Below are 22,625 nucleotides of genomic sequence, written 5' to 3'. Positions count from 1 at the left end.
TTTCCGCAACATATCACCCTTTTATGTTGAACATTGATGCTTACAGGTGTACATAAACGTTTATCTTTACGTGTCCCTTTATGTACACATAAATATATACATAAATGTTTACCTGCTTCTGCCTGTAAATGATACCGCTTCCCTTTTCCGCCTGCGCTAAATCTATTACACTATAAGCAGAGCCCAAAGACCCAAGATGATCAAACGCGAGGTTCCTTGGAGGCAAGATCAACCACAAAACTAAGATAAAAAGGGGGAAGAAGCGATGGATCACCTGGCCTGTGTGATGGACGTTCAACGCCGAGCGGATAAAATGCTGAAAAAATCAGGGGTAACAGAGCACGAGGCTTATGTTCAAGCGATGACAGACGTTATGCATGAGCAGAGAAAGAAGATACCCACGGATCAAGCGGATCATCTGCATGCTTTTTTGCTCCGCAATTTTGGGATTGAATAGGATAAAATGCGCAGACATACATCAAATCTTTTCTATTTCTCCTAAATCTATTACACTAAAGGCATCGTCAATAAACCCCTAAAAATCTTCGAAAAGGCGTGTATATGATGAGTAACTAACAAAAAACAAAAAGCATACATAATTCTGATCGTTAAAAAAAGGAGCGTTTTAGTATGGAAATAGTGGTGAGTATTTTTTTCTTTTTGCTTATTATCATTGGAATTGCGGTTGCTATTGGTATATACGGGATACCGACTATTATTGCCTTCACGCGTAACCATAAGAATAAAACAGCCATATTAGCACTTAATATTTTATTAGGATGGACATTCTTAGGCTGGGTGGCGTGCCTCGTATGGTCATTAACGAATGACCAATCCAATCAACAAACGATCAATTAATTGCTCTTGATGGGCAACCAGGCGAAAGGCGAAATCGGTGATCCTCCACTGCTTGGCTCTTTTCGCCTTTATTTTTTCATGCAGTTTCTCAACGCCACTTGGTCAATTCTGGTACATGCTTATTGCGAGATGCGCATACATAAAAAATCGTGAGGCGTAAGCTAACTAAACGTACGGGGGTTCACAAAACATGCACACAACCGCAGACACTGAAAAAGTATTGACTTTCAGCTTCTTTGTACTGCTCGGTGCGCTGGTTCAACGCCTGAATAACGTCCTCCATGACTTGACTACGGTTATTAATGACTATCTCAAATAGAACTTCAATATTTAAGGGATAATTTTTATGAGCCAATACTTGAACCAGTGTTGGAACCAATAATTGAACATGAATATGAACCTTTATCAGAAGCTGAACAAATTTATGAATCGAAGTATTCTGATGATAGAAAGTAATGGGGATCCAATTTTTGAACTTAAGCTATAATTTGTTTAGGAATACTATTGAAAACCGTCATTAATGTTGACACTCAACAGAGGAAGTTGTGCATCAGTATACTTCCAATAGCCACCCATTTGTTGTTAAGGGTGGCTTTGTGATTATGTTCACTGGAGGAATATTCATGAACAGAAAAACGATTATCATTATACTCATTTCCATCGTATCTTTTATCGTTCTTTGCGGTATTGCTCTATATGCCATCTTATACAACTTCTTTGAATCGAGTCCCCCTCCTGATGATCCGGGAAAAGTAGAAGAAGAAACGGAAAGCTATTTGGAAGATCGTTATGATGAGGAATTTGTGGCAGAATATGATGATTATGAAGATTTTACTCGTAACTTATACTATTTAGAAGCTTATCCAGTGGAAAATGAACATCTTGTTTTTCAGGTTACTAAAGGAATCAACATTGAACGATATTACGACAATTATCAATATCATAAATGGGGAGATTTGGGCATTGACGAAACCCTTACCAATGAAACTGATGAATTGTTCCCGGATGCCCGAGATATAGATTTTGATTTGGTATCCAGTAGAAATTCATTATTAATAAACTCTTATATTTACTTATCACTTGAAGAAGATGCTATTGATTGGGACGAAGAAGAAGAAAGGATTTATGATCTGATTGAATTTTACAGAGATGAAAACATCTACAGTACAATCAGAGTTTATTATGAAAATATCGATTTAATGTATGAAATGATAGAAGAAGAACTGGAAGAGATCAATGCGCCTGAAGATGTAGCCGACTATCAACAAGACATTGAAGAAGATGGTTCAGTGACATAGTGGCCGATCACGATAGCAGCTCCTCTACCCTCGACGAGAAAGAATGAAAGGGAGATACACTTGAATATCGGTTCTCCGAATTTTGATAGAGTGGTGCTGGCTTCTTTCCTTTAAATACGGTGGTTAGAGATATTTTCCGCAACTTATCACCCTTTTATGTTGAATGTTGATGTTTAGATGTGTACGTAAACGTTTATCTTTACGTGTACCTTTATGTACACATAAATATATACTTAAATGTCTACCTGCTCGGCGCCCTCGGCGTGGGCATTTTAGGCACCTGCCAACGCACCGGCCGGGGATTAATCAATCTGATGCGGAGGCTAATAACAATCACGCTAGCCTACGTGCGTCGCGGGTATACACGACGGCTTAGCTATGATAGCCAGCATCTTAGCTGATGCATTCGAACGGTGCGGGTAGGATACATGATGCGGGTGCGATACCCGGTGCGATCAAGAGGCTGCTGTTGCAGCCAGTTAAGCGGTGAATCCTATATCCACATTGACTTAGACGGAAAAAAGGGATAGAATAAAAAAAGAACAATCCGATTGGTCATCGGACGGTATATGGTTATGGGATTCACCTCACCAAACGATGTGATAAGGTCACGCCTACGGCCTTATCTCTTTTTATGTAGGTATATTTCGCTGTTTATCAAAAAAACTTTGTACTGGAACTTTTGTATAAAAGAACATTCCCATAATCAATATACCGAAAAACCAACCGGCAATTTGTCTGTATATTAACATTTCATTGTATCCATCAACACCGTATTTTTGCAGTAAAAATGCCTGTAACCCCGCCATAAAAAGACCCCTGATGATGAATATTACCTGAATAAATTGAAACCACTTAAAAATTCCTTTTTGAAAAAATAATGTTGTACTATCTTTTCGCGCATAACCTTGCAAATATGCGAAATCAACAGCAAAATATAAGGCAAACGGACGCTTAAAAATCAGAGCAACAAAGTGAACAACTACATAAAACAAACCTAAATATACTCCATTCCATAACATCTGCTCTGCTGAGCCAGATAACAGATTAACAGTCGTTCCCAATGCTAATGTTCCAATAATAAACAATCCTGCAATGTTAAATTGCTTTTCCAGTAAATATCGATAGATGGTATATGCAATTCCCGGAATTGTTGAGATTAGCATTGCTGCATAATCCCCTAAAAGTTCCCTACCAAAATTCCATATGAAAAGAGGAAATATGGCGTAAAAAAGCAAATCCAATAAAATTAGCTTTTTTCCTGTCCTTTGTCTTTTTGCCATATTAATAAAACCTCATTTGTTCTTTTTATTTCCACAAATCATTATAAACCACTTCATCATTTTAAATAAACAATTACCATAAATTCACTTAAATTTCTTTCAGAGGAATCACCCTCCATTTAATTAGCCGATTCTCGAGGAGAGCGCAATCCCCGTTATTCCAGAAACGCGCCCTATTCTTGAATAGTGTTAAAAGTGATAAAGAGCTTTCATTTCATTGCTGTACGTTTCTACTCTTCAAGAATCCAGTAGCGAACGTCAGGTCTGGTATTATCACTTTTTAAGACCCCTTCTGCAATGGGATATCCTTCAAACGGCTTATCTGCATCTACATCGGTTTGATACATATACTATTCTTCTTCATCGAAACAAGGAGACTTTATTGCTGTGCTTTCCCCTCCACCGTAAAAATAATTTGAACTTCCATGCCAAACAACTTCATCATTTTGCTTTTTTGAGAAACAAGCAAATGCATAGTGTGGTTCTTGACTGGCAGGGTCATCCTTAAATACAATAAACAGGTTGTTATCCTCCGCAAATTCTCCAACGATTTGTTGCCCAATCAAGTCACTATCTGCCATAAACGCAGCTTTTGCCTCATCATAGTGCTCATAAGTACCCTCTGGGCTAGGCTTATAGATTAAATAAAGGATAAGTGCTATAAGCGCGATTGCTACGTAAAAAGGGATAAGTTTTTTCCCGAAACTCATACTTCACCCCTTTTACAAGCATTAAAAATCCTAATACAAGTAGTTGAAATGTTGTGCACCATTACAGTAGTAACACTCCCCTAATCTTTACTTAGTTACTATATAACCTAGCCCCTCAAAAGCCAATAACGAGTGCAATGCTTATTCCACAAAAATTTATTCGACAATATGGCCTGATCATTGAATGGTGTTTTCTGTAAAAAAACCTTCTGAGTCCATCATATCCAAAAAGGATGGCTTTTCGCAACAACCCGAGGCTGCGACGCAGCCAATGAAACGCGTGAAGCGAACAATCATTGGTTGAAAAACTTCAGTAGCGATAGACCCATGCGCGGTAGATAGCCCGTGCTCGCTATGGTCGTGATGGTGTCGATAACCGATGATTCAAGCCGATGCGCTAATTAACGGCGTGTCGGTTCTTTTTTATACAGCGTGCGTATGATTTGCACGCAGAGCATTGTATCATCACACCCCTTAATGTATATACTGGTGTATACAATGCGTTCAAGGGGTGTTATAATGAAACATAACAAAAATAATGATCTTAACGATTTTAAAAATCAGAAAGAGGGGTTCTCCATGTCATCAAAAATTCAACGGTGGGGGAACAGCTTAGGGGTTCGTATCCCTCATAAATTAGCCAAGAACGTGTCGATCTATGACGGCTCCGAGGTTGAAATGATTGAAGAACAAAACGGCATTCTGATCAGGCCAATTGACGCTGCCCCAACGCTTGATGAATTATTGTCACAGGTTACAGATGAAAATAAGCCTGATTTTATCGACTGGGGTCAACCAGAAGGGAAGGAAGTCTGGTGAGAACAGTTCCGGAAAAAGGAGACCTTGTTTATTTAAACTTCCATCCGCAATCAGGACGCGAGCAGGCAGGTCACAGACCTGCCATTATATTGTCGCCGAAGTCGTTTAATCAAGTAACTGATCTGGCAATTGTTTGCCAGATCACGAAGCAAAAAAAGGGGTACCCGTTTGAGGTGGAACTACCTAAAGGTTTAAAGATCAGGGGTTCGATCTTAACTGATCATGTTAAAAGCATTGACTGGCAATCACGCCAAATCCAAATCGTCGAGGAAGCGCCACAAAACGTGACAGAGACCTGTATCAAGCGGATTCATACGTTTATGTATTTGTGAGGTTGCCTGGTAACAAACCCCGCTTCAACGGACATTTGCTAATAGAAAAAAAGGCTTGTATGAGGGATAAGATCCCCCGCGGTCTTATCACTTTTTCTTTATTGAATTTCACTAAACTTATTTATAAATGATAAAGAGAGAGTTTTTCCATGAATAATACAACTCAGCAAAGAATTGGTGCTACAATAAGAAGTTTCAGAAAAGCAAACAATATGACGCTAGAGCAATTGGCAGAGTATACAGATACAGCGATATCTTATATTGGCTCTATCGAACGAGGCGAGCGAAATATAACGATCAATACATTGGAAAAAATTGCACATGTATTTGATTTGGATGTTTTCGATTTTTTCGCAGTCGGTTCGGCGAACAATGAATTCATTTAAGAAATGAATATCCTTCTTATACACAGAGATTCATTTACGCAGAAAAAAACCCTCACTATTCTGCATGAAGTATTCAAAGAACAAGATTGAACTGCTCGTCACTAAAGCAACGAGATTCCTAAAAACAAAGTATATTTGATCCTAACCAACAGCAGTTTGACCGTCCCCGCAGCCCCTGCAGTTAATCGCAATGTTTCATTGCAATGGTAGAAACTCCAAATACAAATAACTTACGATAGGCATCCATCGAAATTTTTGCACGCTCGTATCGACCATTTTTGTATGTCCTACCCGCCAGGTGATCATTCACGCCTTATGCTATTAATGATACAATTAATCCGAATAGGTGGGATGAGTGATGGATAACGAATTAAAAGAAATGTTGCTTTCCCTAAAAACACAGATTGACGAAGGGTTTAATCAGCCTAATAAAAGGTTCGATGAGATCGAAAAGCGGCTCGACAGAATTGAATTAAACAACCATGAAGACGTTATGGGTATGATTAACAACATTGACAAAAAAGTAGACCGTTTAAATTAGGATAATATGTACCTTTCTGGTAAAGTCGGCCAACACGATTTAGAACTAAACCGATTGAGCAATAACAAGAGAGCCAAATAAGGGATCTCTTTTCCTTTTTGATCTGAACCATCAACAGCACCTTGATTGATATGATGAAGGCAAGAAAAGCCGTCCGTCATTTCCGAAAGCACCGCGATTATTATGAATCTGAATATAAGTCAAAGTGAATAAACACCTAAAACCGATTGTCAACGCCATCGAAGGAAACACGTTAACGATTTATGAAACAAAAGCAATTCTCGAGGACGGTATTACGATCGGGAAAGGAAAAATGCTCCGGGAACATATGGAAGCGATTAATCATCGGGATGCCATAGTATGTAGAGAATGTAATCGCCGAGCCATTGACAGAGCGCCTTATTCGTAGCATTCATTCCTTGATTTTAAGAGGGATTGATACAGATCATGCGGGGGCGTATCGCCATCGAGACGTCGTTATCATAGGGGCCTTGCACGCCGTAACCCCTCATTATAAAATTGCAGATGACATGGAGGAGCTGATATATTGGTATACCTCTGCCATAGAAAATAATCATCATCCGATTGAAATTGCGGCTATTCTTCATAGCAAATTTGTAAACATCCATCCTTTCTTGGATGGCAATGGGCGAACAGCACGGTTGCTCATGAATTTTGAGCTGATGAGAGCTGGATATTTACCGGTGATTATTCAAGTCGATGAGCGGCAAAAATATTATGAAGTGTTAGATCATGCTGGTGTACACAACGATTATGCGGGGCTTATTGATATGGTGGCGTCTCTTGAAATAACGACACTAGAAGAATATTTAAAACTAGTATGAAAGCGTTTCGCAATATGTCGGAAGAAGAGCGCAGACGCCAGAATTGCGAAAAAAAGCCATGGAGCACGCAAAACGATTGGAACAAGAAAAATAAACGTGTAAACAATCTCTAATGTTTATCAGGGGGTTGTTCATAGGTTTTGAAAGGGTTTGCGACGCTAATTTTGATAAAACGAAAAAAACGCCCTAGGAGGATCTGCCACATGGGTATCAGTATCGTCGTACTTATCGCATTTGTTTTATACATTGCAAGTCAGCTATTACTCATTATACTCCCCGACCATATCCTGCAATCGGCCATACCCATGGAGCCATTGGCCGTTGGTGGTTTCGTTGTATTATTGATGTACATGATCAAAAGAAATATCACATTTAACCGTAAACAAAACGGAAAAAAAGTTTGATAAACCATGGCCGCTTTGCGTTGGCGCCACCCTAGAACAAACAATAAAGTAGTTACCCCTACCACGGTCTATTTACTCAGAAACACCGGAGAGAACATCCTTGGTTTTATTCTATTTCAGAAACGTTCGAATCAACAGGCTTTTCTCTATCTTGTTTTGCTCGGATCGTCCGGAGCAAAGAGGCGAAGCAAGCCCCCAACAAACAAAGCGAAGCCGGCCAGCCAATCCCGAATGTTGAAATAAATACGAGCAGGGCTGAGAATAAATATATGATAAGTGCCGTTTTGACGGTTTTGTTTTTACGCAGGAGGGCAAAAACGGTAAGCAAGATGGCAAGGCCGTTTCCGATAAGAGGAATCATCCGGATCGACAGAAGTGCTGTTACCCACGTGCCAAACCAGCTGTCTCCATCCGCAAACCACACGCGCGTTCCAACCCAGGCAAGCGCGCTGTACCCAAAATTGAATCCGAGGCTCGATGCTATCACAACCAGACCAAATGTTACTGTAGCCAGCAAGGTCAATGCCAGTCCCGCAATAGCGGTTGCCACCTCAAGTCCTCTCATCAATGTCTCCCCCTTCCCCGATGATTTCTTCAGCTTTAAAACTTCTATCCAAAATAAATCTTTGTAGCAAAGATATTTATATTTGGCGTAAACTCTTCAAAACACTTCCAATGGCGTTCGATAGCCAATGATTTTCAGGGAATACGGTGCGATAATCCGCCACTGATGTAGCTATACTCCACAAATCCTTATATTACCGCAAACAAGAAGAATCCATTTGGAAAAAGACTGATCAAAACGGATTCTTTCTTTGTGAAAAAATAAAAAAGTTTGCTCACCCATTTCTAGAATCAAATGGACAAATAATTTACTTGCCTCTTTAGCGGTGCGGCTTAGACCATTTCCCCTCCCTTTAATTAGACATTATGTACTTCTACCGTAATGCTAATGCTGTCTTTGGATGAGCAATAAGTGTGCTAACGAGCGCTCTGAGAATGCTTTTGCCTGAAAATATGCTACTTTGCTCAAGATCATTAACTATCTTCTTCAGCCTCAATAGTGAACTCAAAACTTTCTTCTAGCTCTGGTATTTGTTCTGATTCAAAGGGATCATCTCCCTCTACCGATATAAGACCCGGTGAAAGAAGGATTTTATAATCCCCACCTTCAGATGTCTCATACAAGACTGTAGCTGTATCACTTTCACCTTCTTCCATATCTCCTAACCAATTTCTCAGCTGGAACTCTGCTGGCCTTTGAGCAACTCCTTCACCTTCATAATATAAACTAGCAGACAATTGTTCATTAGATTCATCCTCTAAACCCTCATCACTTATTATAGTAATATCATAATCAATTGCTAAAAATTCCCAATTGCTATCAAACACTTCATCACTGTCATTTGGATGTTCGAAATAATCTAAGAATCTGGGATTATCAGGTGTGATCTCGTATGTACCATAAGAGTCTTCTAATGTAACAGTTTCCCCTAAACCTAATAAATCATCGCCGATGTGCATTCCATCATCCATTACAGTATCATCACTGTTACCGTTACTCTCTTCATCGCTCTCCTCATTAAGATCATCTGTATTTTCATCATTTTCTTCATCTTCTTCGGTTGCTGCTGTTTCATCCCCTGCTACTTCGTCCTCTGGTATTTCAGAATCTTCTGCTTCTTTTTCATTCGTGTCATCGGCAGGCTTTGTAGCATCATTGGCAATATCTTCTTCATCATCTCCACAAGCAGCTAACAGTGCTACACTTAGAACCATTGTGGATGCTGTTTTCGTAAATGTTTTCATTATGCATTCCTCCCATCAATGTGCAGTTCTCTGCATTTGTATTAATTATCATAATCTTAACATACAAAAGGCCGTGTTTTCCTCATACAAGCTGATAATATAATTGTTTTCTTAACTAAAGAACGCTAATATTATTAAACAATCACGCCCGTTTGTTTAATATCCTTGAAACCCTCTTTATCAGGATCATTTAACATTTCGTCGTTTCAAGAGTCTGCATCATCTTCCCTTCTGTCCCCACCTTTAGATCAATCGAACACTTATTTAAAATCATTCACAAGAGCAGGAGTAACTTTATGGAATTAAAAATTGAATATGGTCGTTCATTGCCTGCAAATCTAATCATATTTATCAATCATTCGTTATTCCGTTAAATGGCCTTGTTTATGAAACAGGAGTATAAGGATTATTCCTAATTTATTCTTATTATGCATAATTATTATATAAACTAGTGTAAGAAGAGTTGAATTAAATGATCACACCGCTGCCGACCACGCGTGAGACTGTCTGTTGACGACCGAAAGACGTCTAACTTTCGGAGTTACGGCGTCAAAAGTCGTCTTTGATAACCGAACGGCTTTCGCTTACTGGCGTTAGGTCGTCAAAAGCTTTCGTTGGCGACCTAACAGCTTTTGAAAGCTCGAATTAGGGAGCCAAAGTCAGTGTAGTGGATGAGTTGACCTTCGAACATCGGCAGTAGAGTACTAATAGGCCGGAACGAATCAATCCTGATTCGTGTGATCAAGAGATTCAGCCACCCTGCATGAGTAGCGTGCTTCAGAAAATATTTCTAAAAGCACCATTTTATCTTCGTTCACAAAAAATTGTGAGACGAGATCAAACGATCTAAAATCTGAACGATCGCCGAAAACAGAACGATAGACGACTGTATGTGGCCGATTGACTCAGGGTATGACTTTTTGCCCGGCTTGTCTCGCTGTGTGAAGGCCATACTATCGCGGTCCCGTTTGATTATTTATAGGGAAAGGGCTTTTGAAACGTAACACTGTATACGTATCATGTAAATCATCATATAAAATGGACGTGAAAGAAGGCAAATGGAATTGCTTTAAGCGAGGGTCAGAGGCATGCCTGAGCTCAAATGAAAATCAATTTCACGAAAAATGTGGCGTAATGCAGAAAAATTAATCATAGCGTACAGAAATACTTATGCTTTCCCAATGGTATAATGGAATAAAAAGTTAGGAGTTGAGTGTGATTAAAGGAAAATATGAGCTTGTTAGTAAAGAGCAGTTGAAAAAATATGCAGAACTTGCTGTCCGAACAGGTGTAAATGTGCAAAAGAATCAATTAGTGATTATTCATAGTGACATAGAAAATGTTACGTTTGCACGTCTAATCCAAACGGCTGCCTATGATGCGGGAGCTTCAAATGTGGTTATGGATTGGACAGATGAACAGTCTACCAAAGAATTTTATTTGCATGCAGCAGATGATGCCATCGATCATTTTCCCAACTGGCAGTACTCTCGCTTTAAGGAGTGGGACGATGCGGGTGCTGCTTACATCCATATTATTTCTGAAAACTTAGATGCCTTTAAGGATGTTTCCACAGAACGGATGAGTCGCTTCCAAAAGGCCTCTCGCACCAAGTTGAAGGATCATAACGCAAAGATTAGATCCCACGAGGTACGCTGGTGTCTTTTAGTTGTCCCGAACTTTGCATGGGCCACTAAAGTATTTCCTCACTTAAGTAAAGAAAAAGCCTTGCAATCGTTATGGCAATTAATCTTACGTGGCGCTCGGGCGGATGGAAAAATCCTATGAAAGACTGGGAAAATCATGATAGAGCCTTCGAGTCCCGGAAAAAGTTTCTAAACGACAGCCAGTTTGAAGCCCTGCATTTTACGAATAGCCGAGGAACTGATTTATTCGTCGGTATGCCTGAAAATCACCTCTATATCGGCGGGGGTGTTATAGATAAACAGGGAATACCGTTCTTTCCGAACATTCCCACGGAAGAAATATTTTCAGCTCCCCACAAAAATAAGGTAAATGGCAAACTAGTAGCCACTAAACCGCTTATCTATGGGGGAAGTGTCATCGATGATTTTCACCTCACCTTTAAAGATGGATGGATTACTGCCTATTATGCCGCCAGTGGGCAGAAGTGCTACAAAGTCTAGGGGAAATTGCTTTGGTCTCTAACCATTCTCCTCTTTCTCAGGCGGAAACTCTCTTTTACAACACTTTGTTGGATGAAAATACGGCCTGCCATATTGGAATCGGAAACGCCTCCCCATCTAACCTTCTAAATGGCAGCAACCTATCGGAAGAAGAATTGAAGGCAGCAGGCCTCAATACTTCCCTTCTGTTAGTCAATGTGACCTTTGGTAGCGAGGATATGAAAGTAGTGGGCATTAAAGAAGATGGAACTGAAGTCCTCCTAATGAAGGATGGGGATTTCCAATTCTAATTTGGCTACTCCTTAGAGGGATGGAAGGAGCTTGAACCTGAGACGCCATTAAAAACGTTCAACCAGCAATAACTGATTGAACGCATCATACACCGTGGCCATTCGTGCTAAACAGTCACTTTTTTTCATGAAAATTAGGGCATCATCATAGGATCATTAAACGACTCTTCCATCGCTTCTTCGAATTCATCTTCGCTTATAATATTATCTTCGGAAAGATCAAATGAAAAATCCAAATCGTCATCGATGCTGTTATATTCCACATCCATATGCAGCGTCATGTCAATTGTTTCACCCCGGTCATTGTTTAACATCATAGGGATGCGCATCTCTTCCGTGGCCATCGAACCGTTCTCATTAAGCACAACCTCGGTTTCCACTTCATCGACTTCGATATACTCATCGATCTCGTCGCGGATTTCGGAAAGATCGTCATCAATGGCTGCTTCGTTCATATCTTCGACACCTTCAAAGATCGCTGGGTTATCTTCAAGCATATCAAACAAAGCGTCTACAACAACGTTGCCATCAACGCTATATGTAATCATATTCTCGGCGTCTTCGTCTCTTGTAAAGGCTTCTTCATCCATATCTTCCAAGAACGTCCGCGACTGCGCCATAATATTTTCCGTCGCTTCTTCCTGTTCTTCGGATACTTCTTCGTTTTGCCCGTCATCCTCGACCGGCAATTCAACGACAGTACCTTGAATACTTTCAGGTGTTTCAATATTCATTGGAAAGCCCTCGAACATCAACATCGAATCGATGATATCAATCATTCCGTCAGACGTCGAATAAAGCTTTTCTTCATCGCCGCTATTGTCCAGAAACATCGGCATGTCGATGTTCATATCCATGGCGCCCATACTAAGAGCAAGCCCTATGTCTACTTCGTGTTGATCGTTTGCCACATCCGACATCACATCCATGGCCAAAACCGTGTTATTTAACATCTCCGTTTCTTCATGGCCGAACACGTCGCTTTCGACATCCATCGACATCTGTATATCGGCCTCGAATGTGTCGGCATCCTGGACTTCGTCATAAGCGCTCATGTAATCATCCTGCGCAGTCGCGCCACACCCGGTGAGCAAGGCGGAAACCCCGGTCACCGCTCCGATTTTGATTGGTATCGTTTTAATTTTCTTCATAAAAACATCTTCCCTTTCCATTTCTTCTCTAATAAATGAATTTAGTTCACACCAACGCCTCTGACTGTTCAACCATACGCTCCAATTGGCTAATCAATCGACGCAACTCTTTGTGATGCCGCTTGATAGCAGTGAACCCCTTTTTCGAAAAACGCGATTGGTTCTGCATATCTTGTCGGAGTTTTGATTCATGGTTTCAAAGCATCTACAACACATCACGCATCGATATCACCACCCCTGTTTAATAATTACAGCCACAAAACGGCACTCCAGTAAATAAAAAACACCCCGCGATCCATATAAATTACGTCCTGCGGCACGCGATTCAACAACATGAAACACAGCGAACTGTATAACCTATTAGCCTATGAAGAGAAAATAACCGATGTGAAAACTCCGAGATCACCTGCGCCGTTTAATAATGTAACACATCTACCGGGAAATCATCGAGTGTTACTGTTCGAAACAATGGATCATACAAAACAAGCGTGTGCGCCTCTGAAATGCTTAATGTATCAAATGCCGCGACATTATCCAGCGCGTTTATTGCATTTTCAAACGGCATTTGGCAATCGGCAACTATGATGCGTTCTCCAAATCCGATCCTGAGGATTCAATTGGGTCCCGTACAATACAAGGAGTCTTCAAAGCCCAATCTCGAGGACTAATCTGATACGGGGCACATGCCGAAGGGCTTTTTACGCTATGGGGGCGATGGTTCCGCGCCGATCATTATAAGCACCGCCAAGTCTGTGAACGCGTTGGGTTTTGGGGGTTCTTTTCGCATTGCATTCAGCCCTTGCATGACAAGGGCTCCGGGACAACGCAATTAGCACTGAGGTTGTTGAGGCGCTTGAGATAGCTGAAGAACAGAACATTCCGATTGCAGTTGAATAGCTTTGATTGATGAAGTCGGTTGGTCTCATGAAGAGAAAGATGAAAATTAAAAAGAACAAACTATTTACGGCTTTGCCGTAGCGATTCGTTCTCAACATGATCATACTGAATATTTTTACCCCGTGTGCCACTAATATTGCTTGCATATATTTTATGAAAAGTCTATCTTAGACGATAGTATAGTAATTATTTACATACATATTGGAGGTTTATCGATGAAACATTATCAATTATTATTGTTCTTGGTTTCTGCGTTATTGTTGGCGGCATGCGGGGATTCAGAGGAAACCGATGCCGAGCCGGAGAATGGTAATGATGAAACGGTAACAGAGGATAGTGAGAACGAGAGCGAGGACACTGGCAACGAGGAAGAAAATGCAGCCAATGAAGAAGGGGAAAATGGTGAAGGTGTAGAGGCCTCTGATCCTGATGTGTCAGTTGATGAGGACAATGCGGCCGAGGAAGATGAAGGGGGCAATGGCCAGGGTGTAGAACCAGGCGATCCCAATGATACAAATTTGGTCGATTTCCAGCGTATCAACTGGATTGGATTTGGATCCCCTGACCGAGAACCAGAACCAGGCATTTGGCTATACACGGAAGATGACCATCCGGAAGGTGATGAAGATACGTTTGATTTTGACGAGCATGATGTTTTGCACTATCAAACCGATGATTATATGGGGCATACCCTTCGAGCGCAGCAGATCATACTGGAAGATGATGACATAGCCAGAATCATTGTCGATATCCACAGTGAACCGAATGACAGTGACGATGAAGAAGATTACGAAATGCCAAGGCAACACCTCAATGTCGAAAAGGATGAATTAAGAGATAAAAGCTTTATCGTGGAAATGGAAGATGGGGAAGAGCTTAACATTGAATAAAACAGTCAGTTTCTATGACTGTTTTTTCATTTAGGATGAATCGATTCCTAAATGAAATCACTATTCTTGCCATCGTTTTTTTACAATACTTCCATCTGTAGGCTTTTATATTGCAAATTCACATATGAAAAGAAAGCCCATTATTAGGATTACTTAGACATAGTAGCAGTTTTTTTAGGTTATGGATTAATGCTAACACGCGCTCGTCAACAGGGGGACAAAAGAGTGTCCTCTAAATTAGCTATACAAACAGTCATTTGTGTTAATGTTTGAACCGTAAACACGGTAATTTTTTCGAGCGGCAAGGGAGGGAGCAGCAATGTTTGAGGAGCTTCACTTTTATGAATCGAAAGAGAAAAATGCTCTAATTCTCATTGCCGCATTGCTATTCGTATTGGCAGTTTCCTATTTTGCATATGTGGGGATGGTTGAAGAAGAGCCATACGACATTGCTATGGGTACTCTTGGTGCTGTGTTTTTTCTTGTCGCTTTCATTTTTGGTTTGGTTAGATTATTAAGTGCAAAGCCATATGTAACGTTGACTAAGGAGCACCTTGTCCTTTATTTAATGCCAAACATGCCGATCGAGATTAAGTTTGAGGATATTGCCGGTTATATGCCTTACGCTACTCGTCATCAAAACTTCATTGGGATTGTTTTGCATAATGAGGAAGAATATAGTGTGCTCATGCCCCTGGCGATGCAGAAAACAGCAGAGGTAAACAAGGAAATGGGTATCCCTGTATTTGGGATAACATGGAATCGGCTGAAAAAGAAAGATCAACTATTATATGAACTGGAACGGCGTACGCCTAAACTTCAAGAGACGAGGGATTAAAGGTTTTTCGCTTAAAAATTACGGGGAAATTTTAAATAAGAGCGGCATCGAAACTGTTGGTCATAACATCGGTTTTGACGTGCCGAATGACGTGTAGGACGGGATCGTGATGCTTGTGAACAAGCAGCAAGAAGAATTTCGGGAGGCCATTAAGCAGATGAGAGAAGGGATGGGGAAACTATTCGATGAAGATTTTAACGTGAGTCAAATGTTCTATCACTTAAAGGGGTGATCGTCAATGTTGGATATGGAAAGTACCTAGTGCCCAGCGAAAGCAAAACCATAAAGGAAGCAGTCGAGAAGATTAAAAAGGAAACGATCCAAGGCCAGCAAAGCATCCAAGCGGTCATCATCCGCTTCGGCCGGCAATTTCAAGAGAAAGAGACTGATATGAATACCCAGCTGTTTGTCATCTCTTAGATCGGCGTTTCGGACTAGAAGTTTATCATTTCCCTATGAGACAATAATCTTCTTATATAGGAATATAGACCTTTTAAAATCTGATTAAATTTCTATATATTCCCATAAAAAAATTACTATAATCCTAATTTGATCCAAATAATGAATCTGTGATTGACAGTAATTTCATCCAGTAAGTAAGATAATAGTAACTAAATGTTAATATTGTAATAAAATCTGTAATCATATCACGTTTTGCAACCATGCAATTTTTGTGACGACGAAAGATACTTCAAGGGACAACCCTTGTTTATCAAATAAATATATCCAAGGAGGAGTTAACACATGTCTGGAAACATTCGTGTAACCCCGGAGGAACTATTTTCCAAAGCAGGTCAATTTGATACTGCCAGCGGTGAAGTGATGGAACTTATCGGAAAACTGGATGGTTATATTAGCGAGTTGGAAGGGATGTGGGAAGGTGAAGCTTCAGTAGCCTTTCTTGAACAATACGAGCGGTTAAAACCATCCTTTATGAACATGAGTGATCTATTAAATCAGATTTCACAACAATTGAACAACACCGGTGAAACAATGCAGTCAACGGATAGTCAAATTGCCGGCAGCTTCAGAGGTTAATAGCATTCATTTATAGGCGCAATGTTTCTTATATTGCGCCTTTCCTTATGAAAGGTGAGAAATGTGTACATTCAAATAACCGTGGACCTCCATAATTACGAGAAACAGGGCTTTGATTTGCGGTTATCCGATCAATATACAGCCAAGAAGCTCGTGGATCTAACCTGGAAAATTAAGGATATGAATGTTCCGAGACGGGAAGGAAGCTGGATTCGGATCGCAAATAAGGAGAAAGTGGTATCCGGAGATGAGACGCTTGAAGGCAGCGGAGTGACAAACGGAGATCGATTGGAAATTTTATAAACAGATTTGTGAAGGGGTTTACGAGTGTGGAGGAACAAAAGAAGTTCTATCTGGAAGAGCAAACGGGAGCATTGTTTGAAAGGGATCTCGAAGCAGGCACTTATACATTTATATTCCAAACGGCTCAAGTAAAGCTTACTGACTCCCTGGAAGCGGAACTTTTAAAAGATCAGGATCAGGAAATGGAGCGGATGTTTGAACAAGAATCAGACGAGCTTCGTTTGATTGTAAAGCCCTATTCCTATTTGTTCCCATACGGCACGTTACGAAAAAAGAGCCATTATGCGAAGTTGCTTGCAGCACATTCTTTGTTGGAAAAAGTGCAAAATCATTCAAGTTCCCGACTTCACCTTATCGTCTGTCCGGAGAATCTGATGATGAATGAAGGGATGGATGTCACTTTTTTGCATTACGGTGTTAAAGAAAGCTTGCCACCGTACGAACAAGACGAAGAGAAGCTGTTCGCAGAATTGCAGGCAACGTTACTCGTTTTATTAGATGAGCAGTACCGTTTTAACGAATATATGCACTATGCGGATACGTTGAAATTGTCCAATCATGCCAAACAATTAAAAGAACAACAATCAATTACAGATTTACATAAACTGGTTTCCGCGTGGATTCAAGCGTTTGAAGAAAATGAAAAAGAGATGTATGCATTGCCGCGCAAGAAATGGAAAGTTCAAAAGGGCATCTATATCGGACTGATTGTGCTGCTTGTTCCGGCGATTGCCTACATTATTTACGCTATGGCGTTCCTGCAACCGAGGCAAGATGCTTTTATCGCGAGCAACGAAGCGTTTATTGAAAACAATTCCAGCGAAGTGATCGATACTTTGGAACCCTATAATCCGGATCAAATGCCAAGAGTTGTGCAATATCAGTTGGCTCATTCCTACCTTGCCCATGAAACATTGGATGAGGATCAATTGTCAAACGTCCAGAACATGGTAACGCTCCAATCGGCTGAGCCTTATTTTCAATATTGGATTGCCATTGGACGCGGGGAAAATGAAGACGCGACGGAAATTGCAAGAGATTTGCAGGATCAGGATTTGATCATGTATGGGAATCTCCAATGGAGAGATGAAATTCGTAACGACGAATCGATTACCGGTGAGGATCAAGAGGAGCTTCTGTCTGACATACAGGGGGAAATCGATGAGTATCTGACGGAACAAGAACAACAGGAAGAGGAAGAAGCGCAGGAAGAGGAAGAAGCAGAGCAAGAACAATTGGCTGAGGATGAAGAAGAGGAAGAAGAAGAGGAGAACGAGGACGAAGAAGACGAGGAGGATGAAGAAGATGAGTAGAGGAAGCCGGGAGAGAAACGTATGAATCTATTGTGGGTGTTTTATCATACACACGTCCAGAAAATAGAGGTTACAGAGTTTAATGCCGCGATCGGTAATGCGCGCGATATGGACTTGCTCGTACCGATGTTGGGGAAGACCGTCCTTTATACAAAGATGGATGATGACAAACGTCAATGTCTATTAATGGATGGGCACGGTTTTCAAACGGCACTCACCGCCAATGAGCCCTTTGAATACAACAGTGAGCAAGGCACGGTCACGTTCGTTTTTACCGACCGGCCATCGGAAAAACGGACGTATTATATCGGCAATGAAAAAACTGTGTCGATTTCCGGGAAAAAAGAAGCGGACATTGTCATAGAAGAAGATGATGAACATCCTGTTCCAATGATCACCCTTTTGCATAAAGATGGTCAATGGGATGTTTATCCGCATAATGGCGGGAACATTTATCTGAACGGCGAGCAATTAACGCAAAAGCAGCCGATTAAAAACGGGGATGCGCTATTGCTGTCTTTTTTGGCGGTAAATGTATCAGAAGGAGATCTTCTTACGGTTGAAAGCTTTCGGCCGTTCCACACCGAATTGCCCCGAATGATGGCTCCGACTTCCGAAATGAAGAAAAAGTATCCGGAGTACCGTCGGACGCCGCGCATCATTTATGAACAACCGAAAGACAAGGTGAAGCTCTCCGTTCCGAGCCAGGAGGTTGACCATAACCAACGCGCCCTATGGCTCATTATATTGCCGCCGCTCGCCATGCTTATGGTTATGGGAATTGTTGCGCTTCTCATACCTAGAGGGATTTTTATCATCATCTCCGTGACGATGTTTACGATGACACTGATTACCTCGACCGTTACGTATTTTCGCGAAAAAAAAGCACGAAAGCGAAAAGAGGAAAAAAGACATCGGGTGTACACCCGTTACTTAACGGAAAAGCGGGAAGAGCTGCAAAAACTGGTGGACAAGCAAAAAGAGGTTCTTTTTTACCACTTCCCGTCTTTTGAACGGACGAAATATATGGCGAGCCATATCAGTGGACGCATCTATGAAAAAACGAGCCAAGACGATGATTTCATGCACGTGCGTGTCGGCCGGGCGGACATCCCCGTGAGCTTTTCGTTTTCGGATGAAAGCAGCGACAATGCCAATCGGGATAAAGACGATCTTATGGAACAATCGGAGGAGTTAAGAGACGCCTATTCTGAAGTCCATCGTGCGCCGTTAAGCTTAAGCCTTGCCGGCGGTTCCATTGGCTACGTCGGAAAAATGGGCACTGTTCAGCGTGAAGTTGCGCAAATGGTTGGCCAGTTGGCATTTTTCCAAAGCTATCATGAGTTGCGCTTCGTTGCGGTCTTTTCCGAAGAAGAATATTCAAGTTGGGAATGGATGCGTTGGCTGCCCCATTTTCAATTGCCGCATATGTTTGCCAAAGGCCTTATTTATAATGAAAAAACGAGAGACCAACTTTTGACTTCAATCTATGAATTGATCCGGGAACGGGAACTGGACCAGGATGGCAAGAAACGCTTTATGCCCCATTTCGTCTTTATGGTGGCCGATCGAGCGCTCATTAGTGATCATGCCATCATGGAATACTTGGAAGGTCCCGAAAAAGCGCTCGGCATGTCCGTGCTCTTTATGACCGACACGGAAGAAAATCTTTCCGAGCATGTGCACACGATCATTAAAGCGGTCAATCACAAAGAAGGCGAAATCGTCATTCGCGAGCGCCAAGCGGAACATAAACCATTTACTTTCGATAAACAGGATCACAGCACGGACGAAGATTTTGCGCGTCTTTTGGCCTCGCTGAACCATCAGCGCGGGATGAGCCGTTCCATTCCGGATATGGTTTCTTTTATGGAGCTATTCGGGGTGAAACAAACGAAGGATCTGGAGATTGACAGACGTTGGCTTGCCAATGATACAACCGAAACGTTGTCTGTCCCGATCGGCTTTAAAGGGAAAGATGAATTGATCGATTTGAACATTCACGAAAAAGCGCACGGCCCTCACGGGCTGCTCGCGGGGACGACCGGATCGGGGAAAAGTGAATTTTTACAAACGTACATTCTTTCGCTCGCCGTTCATTATCACCCCCATGAAGTCGCCTTTCTACTCATCGACTACAAAGGCGGGGGAATGGCCCAGCCGTTCAAAACGATCCCGCATTTGTTAGGGACGATTACGAACATCAGCGAGAGCGAGAATTTTAGCATGAGAGCGTTAGCCTCGATTAAAAGCGAATTGAAGAAACGCCAAAGTCTCTTTGATAAAAACCTCGTCAATCACATTGATGATTATATGGAACTGTATAACGAGAAAAAAGTCGACGAACCAATGCCGCATCTTTTTATTATCTCGGATGAGTTTGCGGAATTGAAAAATGAAGAGCCCGAATTCATCAAGGAGCTTGTCAGCGCCGCGAGAATTGGACGTAGCCTAGGGATTCACTTAATATTGGCGACACAAAAGCCCGGGGGGATCATTGACGATCAAATCTGGAGCAACGCCCGTTTCAAAGCGGCATTAAAAGTTCAGGACGCCCAAGATTCCAAGGAAATCCTGAAAAACTCCGATGCGGCAAGCTTGACGACGACCGGGCGCGGTTATTTGCAAGTCGGCAACAATGAGCTCTATGATTTATTCCAGTCTGCTTGGAGTGGCGCTCCGTATATGCGGGAAACCCATGAGGGCGAAGAAGAGATTGCCCTCGTGACGGATGCGGGGTTGGTACCGATATCGAACGTCCGCACATCAAAAGCCAAGCAGGAAAAAAGCAAAACGGAAATTGAAGCAGTGGTGGAGGAAATTGAAGCGGCAACCGAACAGCTCAACATCGTTAAAGCGGCGAGCCCATGGCTTGACCCGCTTGAAGAATGGCTGCCGCGGCCGGAAGTCGGAAACGGAGGCGAGTGGAAATTTCCGATTGCTTTCGCCGATGAACCTGAGAAACAACAGCAGTATTCGGTTTATTACGAGTGGTTTAAAGATGGGAATGTAGCTGTGTTCGGTTCCGGCGGGTTCGGGAAATCCACGACGCTCATGACGATGATGTTAACGATTGCCGAAGGATTCAGCCCGGAAGAGCTGCATTATTACATCTTTGACTTTGGTACGGGGACGTTGCTGCCGTTTCGCCAGCTCCCGCACACCGGCGACTATTTCAAGATTGATGAGGTAAGAAAAATTGAAAAGCTCATCAATTTCTTGAAAGCCGAGATTGAAAAGCGCCGCGAGTTGTTCTTGGTCCATGAAGTTAGCAATATCAAGATGTTTAATGATACAGCAACAGAACCGTTGCCGATGATCGTGCTTGTTATTGACAACTTCGACATTGTAAAGGAAGAGTTTGAGGATGTGGAAAATACCGTCATACAGTTTGCCAGAGACGGGCAATCGCTCGGGATTTACCTTTTCCTCTCGGCCACTCGCGTAAACGCGATGCGCCAACCATTGGTCAATAATATGAAGACGAAAATTATCCATCACCTGTTGGATAAAAACGAACGCATGAGTATTTTGGGACGAACGAAATTCGAAATAGAAGCGATTCCGGGAAGGGTCATTATTAATAAGAGTGAAAACTACTTTTCGCAAGTCTACCTTCCCGCCGGAGGCCGGGATGACTATGAAGTGCTTGAAGGCACTAAGGCTAAAATCGCTGAGCTCAAGGATATGCACGCGCACGCGGACCTCCCGGATAAAATCGCCATGTTGCCGACAAGCTTGACGCTATCCGACTTTAAGCAACAGGCGGATGTGGAAAACGGAGAAGTGCCGTTTGCCCTGGATGAAGACAAGGTTAAACCGGTGTATACGAAGGCGGCGGCAAATCCTCATTGTCTCGTCGTAGGACAACCGGGCAAAGGAAAATCCAATACATTGCAAGTGCTCCTGTCTTATTATATTCAAGGCCATGTCAAGGAAATTGGGACCTTTGACGGTGTCGATCGCAAACTTTCCCATTACGCAAGGGAAGACTGCGTTTCCTATATTGACACGAAGGAACAGATCAATGAATGGTTGGAGAACACTTCCGAGGTAATGACGGAACGCGAAAGGGTTTATATGGAAACTTTGGATCAAGGAGATCCGCTTCCGACTTTCGATCCTGTTATTCTGACCGTGGACAGCCTGTCGCGATTCCAACAAACCATTGACCAGCAAATCCAGGGAAAAGTGGTCAGCATGATGAAGAATTACGCCCATCTCGGTTTCCGTGTTTTAATCGCGGGCAATTCCAATGAGTTCACGAAAGGATTTGACCCGCTTACTAATGAGTTGAAGCTCATACGCCAACTCATTCTCGTCGTGAAAAAATCGGATCAAACGTTGATGCAGCTTTCCTTTTCACGAAAGGAAGAAGAGATTACGCCCGGGTTCGGGTATTATGTCGTCAACGGTCAGGATATGAAAATCAAAATTCCGGAAGTTCTTTAAGAGGTTGTTCAAAAAGTCCGG

At 41.9% G+C, this 22,625-nt stretch carries 24 protein-coding genes and 1 pseudogene; 20 read left to right on the top strand and 5 right to left on the bottom strand.

Features of this window, described 5'->3' with window-relative positions; genetic code table 11:
* Window positions 1-265: 265 nt before the first annotated feature.
* The 3 genes from HUG15_RS19900 to HUG15_RS19890 all read left to right on the top strand — a co-directional run bounded on the left by HUG15_RS19900 (window position 266) and on the right by HUG15_RS19890 (window position 2,156).
* The gene (locus tag HUG15_RS19900) at window positions 266-457 is read left to right on the top strand and encodes a hypothetical protein (RefSeq protein WP_200125119.1); all 192 of its coding nucleotides are present in this window, start codon (window positions 266-268) and stop codon (window positions 455-457) included.
* Window positions 458-630: 173 nt separating this feature from the next.
* Window positions 631-858 (top strand): superinfection immunity protein, encoded by a 228-nt coding sequence (locus tag HUG15_RS19895; RefSeq protein WP_200125117.1) that lies wholly within the window; start codon window positions 631-633, stop codon window positions 856-858.
* 623 nt (window positions 859-1,481) lie between these two features.
* The gene (locus HUG15_RS19890) at window positions 1,482-2,156 is read left to right on the top strand and encodes a hypothetical protein (RefSeq protein ID WP_200125115.1); all 675 of its coding nucleotides are present in this window, start codon (window positions 1,482-1,484) and stop codon (window positions 2,154-2,156) included.
* A gap of 632 nt (window positions 2,157-2,788) precedes the next feature.
* On the opposite strand, the gene HUG15_RS19885 is transcribed toward HUG15_RS19890, so the two are convergent.
* Both HUG15_RS19885 and HUG15_RS19880 read right to left on the bottom strand, forming a co-directional pair.
* On the bottom strand, window positions 2,789-3,439 hold the full coding sequence (locus HUG15_RS19885) for a VC0807 family protein (RefSeq protein ID WP_200125113.1): 651 nt from the start codon (window positions 3,437-3,439) through the stop codon (window positions 2,789-2,791).
* Window positions 3,440-3,789: 350 nt separating this feature from the next.
* The gene (locus HUG15_RS19880) at window positions 3,790-4,149 is read right to left on the bottom strand and encodes a hypothetical protein (RefSeq protein WP_200125111.1); all 360 of its coding nucleotides are present in this window, start codon (window positions 4,147-4,149) and stop codon (window positions 3,790-3,792) included.
* 519 nt (window positions 4,150-4,668) lie between these two features.
* Between HUG15_RS19880 and HUG15_RS19875 the strand changes: the two genes are divergently transcribed.
* The 7 genes from HUG15_RS19875 (at window position 4,669) to HUG15_RS19845 (ending at window position 7,476) form a co-directional block, all read left to right on the top strand.
* On the top strand, window positions 4,669-4,968 hold the full coding sequence (locus tag HUG15_RS19875; protein WP_246516414.1) for an AbrB/MazE/SpoVT family DNA-binding domain-containing protein: 300 nt from the start codon (window positions 4,669-4,671) through the stop codon (window positions 4,966-4,968).
* Window positions 4,965-5,300 (top strand): type II toxin-antitoxin system PemK/MazF family toxin, encoded by a 336-nt coding sequence (locus tag HUG15_RS19870; protein ID WP_200125109.1) that lies wholly within the window; start codon window positions 4,965-4,967, stop codon window positions 5,298-5,300. The genes HUG15_RS19875 and HUG15_RS19870 overlap by 4 nt, the downstream gene beginning before the upstream one ends.
* Window positions 5,301-5,449: 149 nt before the next feature.
* The gene (locus HUG15_RS19865) at window positions 5,450-5,686 is read left to right on the top strand and encodes a helix-turn-helix domain-containing protein (protein WP_200125107.1); all 237 of its coding nucleotides are present in this window, start codon (window positions 5,450-5,452) and stop codon (window positions 5,684-5,686) included.
* Between the two features lie 358 nt (window positions 5,687-6,044).
* On the top strand, window positions 6,045-6,227 hold the full coding sequence (locus HUG15_RS19860) for a hypothetical protein (protein WP_200125105.1): 183 nt from the start codon (window positions 6,045-6,047) through the stop codon (window positions 6,225-6,227).
* 205 nt (window positions 6,228-6,432) lie between these two features.
* Window positions 6,433-6,636: a hypothetical protein gene (locus HUG15_RS19855; RefSeq protein ID WP_200125103.1), complete on the top strand. Its 204-nt coding sequence runs from the start codon at window positions 6,433-6,435 to the stop codon at window positions 6,634-6,636.
* Window positions 6,614-7,072 carry a Fic family protein gene (locus tag HUG15_RS19850; RefSeq protein ID WP_211202283.1) on the top strand — a complete coding sequence of 153 codons (459 nt, stop codon included), beginning with the start codon at window positions 6,614-6,616 and terminating at the stop codon, window positions 7,070-7,072. The genes HUG15_RS19855 and HUG15_RS19850 overlap by 23 nt, the downstream gene beginning before the upstream one ends.
* Before the next feature lie 203 nt (window positions 7,073-7,275).
* Window positions 7,276-7,476 carry a hypothetical protein gene (locus HUG15_RS19845; protein WP_200125099.1) on the top strand — a complete coding sequence of 67 codons (201 nt, stop codon included), beginning with the start codon at window positions 7,276-7,278 and terminating at the stop codon, window positions 7,474-7,476.
* A 106-nt stretch (window positions 7,477-7,582) separates the two neighbouring features.
* Here the strand turns inward: HUG15_RS19845 and HUG15_RS19840 are convergent, their stop codons facing one another.
* Together HUG15_RS19840 and HUG15_RS19835 are read right to left on the bottom strand one after the other, a co-directional pair.
* Complete coding sequence (locus HUG15_RS19840) at window positions 7,583-8,041, bottom strand: hypothetical protein (protein ID WP_200125097.1); 459 nt, start codon at window positions 8,039-8,041, stop codon at window positions 7,583-7,585.
* Window positions 8,042-8,514: 473 nt separating this feature from the next.
* The gene (locus tag HUG15_RS19835) at window positions 8,515-9,285 is read right to left on the bottom strand and encodes a hypothetical protein (protein WP_200125094.1); all 771 of its coding nucleotides are present in this window, start codon (window positions 9,283-9,285) and stop codon (window positions 8,515-8,517) included.
* 1,215 nt (window positions 9,286-10,500) lie between these two features.
* On the opposite strand from HUG15_RS19835, the pseudogene HUG15_RS19830 reads away from it, so the two are divergent.
* Together HUG15_RS19830 and HUG15_RS23435 are read left to right on the top strand one after the other, a co-directional pair.
* Window positions 10,501-11,432 (top strand): annotated as a pseudogene (locus HUG15_RS19830) (aminopeptidase).
* 11 nt (window positions 11,433-11,443) lie between these two features.
* Entirely contained in the window at window positions 11,444-11,722 is a 279-nt protein-coding gene (locus tag HUG15_RS23435; protein WP_281393568.1) for an aminopeptidase, read from the top strand.
* 134 nt (window positions 11,723-11,856) lie between these two features.
* Here the strand turns inward: HUG15_RS23435 and HUG15_RS19825 are convergent, their stop codons facing one another.
* The gene (locus HUG15_RS19825) at window positions 11,857-12,873 is read right to left on the bottom strand and encodes a hypothetical protein (protein WP_200125092.1); all 1,017 of its coding nucleotides are present in this window, start codon (window positions 12,871-12,873) and stop codon (window positions 11,857-11,859) included.
* Between the two features lie 1,112 nt (window positions 12,874-13,985).
* On the opposite strand from HUG15_RS19825, the gene HUG15_RS19815 reads away from it, so the two are divergent.
* The 8 genes from HUG15_RS19815 to essC all read left to right on the top strand — a co-directional run bounded on the left by HUG15_RS19815 (window position 13,986) and on the right by essC (window position 22,604).
* On the top strand, window positions 13,986-14,660 hold the full coding sequence (locus HUG15_RS19815) for a hypothetical protein (protein WP_200125070.1): 675 nt from the start codon (window positions 13,986-13,988) through the stop codon (window positions 14,658-14,660).
* 319 nt (window positions 14,661-14,979) lie between these two features.
* Complete coding sequence (locus HUG15_RS19810) at window positions 14,980-15,498, top strand: STM3941 family protein (RefSeq protein WP_200125068.1); 519 nt, start codon at window positions 14,980-14,982, stop codon at window positions 15,496-15,498.
* 109 nt (window positions 15,499-15,607) lie between these two features.
* Window positions 15,608-15,730, top strand: coding sequence for a hypothetical protein (locus HUG15_RS23430; RefSeq protein ID WP_281393567.1), 123 nt, complete (start codon window positions 15,608-15,610; stop codon window positions 15,728-15,730).
* 29 nt (window positions 15,731-15,759) lie between these two features.
* Window positions 15,760-15,918, top strand: a complete 159-nt coding sequence (locus tag HUG15_RS19805) for a hypothetical protein (RefSeq protein WP_200125066.1) — start codon at window positions 15,760-15,762, stop codon at window positions 15,916-15,918.
* Between the two features lie 324 nt (window positions 15,919-16,242).
* Window positions 16,243-16,536, top strand: coding sequence for a WXG100 family type VII secretion target (locus tag HUG15_RS19800; protein WP_200125064.1), 294 nt, complete (start codon window positions 16,243-16,245; stop codon window positions 16,534-16,536).
* 63 nt (window positions 16,537-16,599) lie between these two features.
* Entirely contained in the window at window positions 16,600-16,839 is a 240-nt protein-coding gene (yukD, locus tag HUG15_RS19795; protein ID WP_200125062.1) for an ESX secretion system protein YukD, read from the top strand.
* A 26-nt stretch (window positions 16,840-16,865) separates the two neighbouring features.
* Complete coding sequence (gene essB, locus HUG15_RS19790; protein ID WP_200125060.1) at window positions 16,866-18,152, top strand: type VII secretion protein EssB; 1,287 nt, start codon at window positions 16,866-16,868, stop codon at window positions 18,150-18,152.
* Window positions 18,153-18,173: 21 nt separating this feature from the next.
* Window positions 18,174-22,604, top strand: coding sequence for a type VII secretion protein EssC (gene essC / locus HUG15_RS19785; protein ID WP_200125058.1), 4,431 nt, complete (start codon window positions 18,174-18,176; stop codon window positions 22,602-22,604).
* The last annotated feature ends 21 nt before the right edge of the window (window positions 22,605-22,625 follow it).

This window comes from Salicibibacter cibarius (assembly GCF_016495725.1).
In the GTDB taxonomy this organism is placed as follows: domain Bacteria; phylum Bacillota; class Bacilli; order Bacillales; family Marinococcaceae; genus Salicibibacter; species Salicibibacter cibarius.
Note: the sequence above shows the minus strand (reverse complement) of the source record. Positions and strands in the feature narration are given on the sequence as shown.

Coding starts and splice junctions, on each gene's coding strand:
- HUG15_RS19895 (WP_200125117.1), top strand. CDS start 631: ATGGAAATAGTGGTGAGTATTTTTTTCTTTTTGCTTATTATCATTGGA.
- HUG15_RS19900 (WP_200125119.1), top strand. CDS start 266: ATGGATCACCTGGCCTGTGTGATGGACGTTCAACGCCGAGCGGATAAA.
- HUG15_RS19890 (WP_200125115.1), top strand. CDS start 1,482: ATGAACAGAAAAACGATTATCATTATACTCATTTCCATCGTATCTTTT.
- HUG15_RS23430 (WP_281393567.1), top strand. CDS start 15,608: ATGCTTGTGAACAAGCAGCAAGAAGAATTTCGGGAGGCCATTAAGCAG.
- HUG15_RS19885 (WP_200125113.1), bottom strand. CDS start 3,439: ATGGCAAAAAGACAAAGGACAGGAAAAAAGCTAATTTTATTGGATTTG.
- HUG15_RS19875 (WP_246516414.1), top strand. CDS start 4,669: ATGAAACATAACAAAAATAATGATCTTAACGATTTTAAAAATCAGAAA.
- HUG15_RS19825 (WP_200125092.1), bottom strand. CDS start 12,873: ATGAAGAAAATTAAAACGATACCAATCAAAATCGGAGCGGTGACCGGG.
- essC (WP_200125058.1), top strand. CDS start 18,174: ATGAATCTATTGTGGGTGTTTTATCATACACACGTCCAGAAAATAGAG.
- HUG15_RS19880 (WP_200125111.1), bottom strand. CDS start 4,149: ATGAGTTTCGGGAAAAAACTTATCCCTTTTTACGTAGCAATCGCGCTT.
- HUG15_RS19835 (WP_200125094.1), bottom strand. CDS start 9,285: ATGAAAACATTTACGAAAACAGCATCCACAATGGTTCTAAGTGTAGCA.
- HUG15_RS19815 (WP_200125070.1), top strand. CDS start 13,986: ATGAAACATTATCAATTATTATTGTTCTTGGTTTCTGCGTTATTGTTG.
- HUG15_RS19810 (WP_200125068.1), top strand. CDS start 14,980: ATGTTTGAGGAGCTTCACTTTTATGAATCGAAAGAGAAAAATGCTCTA.
- HUG15_RS19865 (WP_200125107.1), top strand. CDS start 5,450: ATGAATAATACAACTCAGCAAAGAATTGGTGCTACAATAAGAAGTTTC.
- HUG15_RS19840 (WP_200125097.1), bottom strand. CDS start 8,041: ATGAGAGGACTTGAGGTGGCAACCGCTATTGCGGGACTGGCATTGACC.
- HUG15_RS19800 (WP_200125064.1), top strand. CDS start 16,243: ATGTCTGGAAACATTCGTGTAACCCCGGAGGAACTATTTTCCAAAGCA.
- HUG15_RS19845 (WP_200125099.1), top strand. CDS start 7,276: ATGGGTATCAGTATCGTCGTACTTATCGCATTTGTTTTATACATTGCA.
- HUG15_RS19860 (WP_200125105.1), top strand. CDS start 6,045: ATGGATAACGAATTAAAAGAAATGTTGCTTTCCCTAAAAACACAGATT.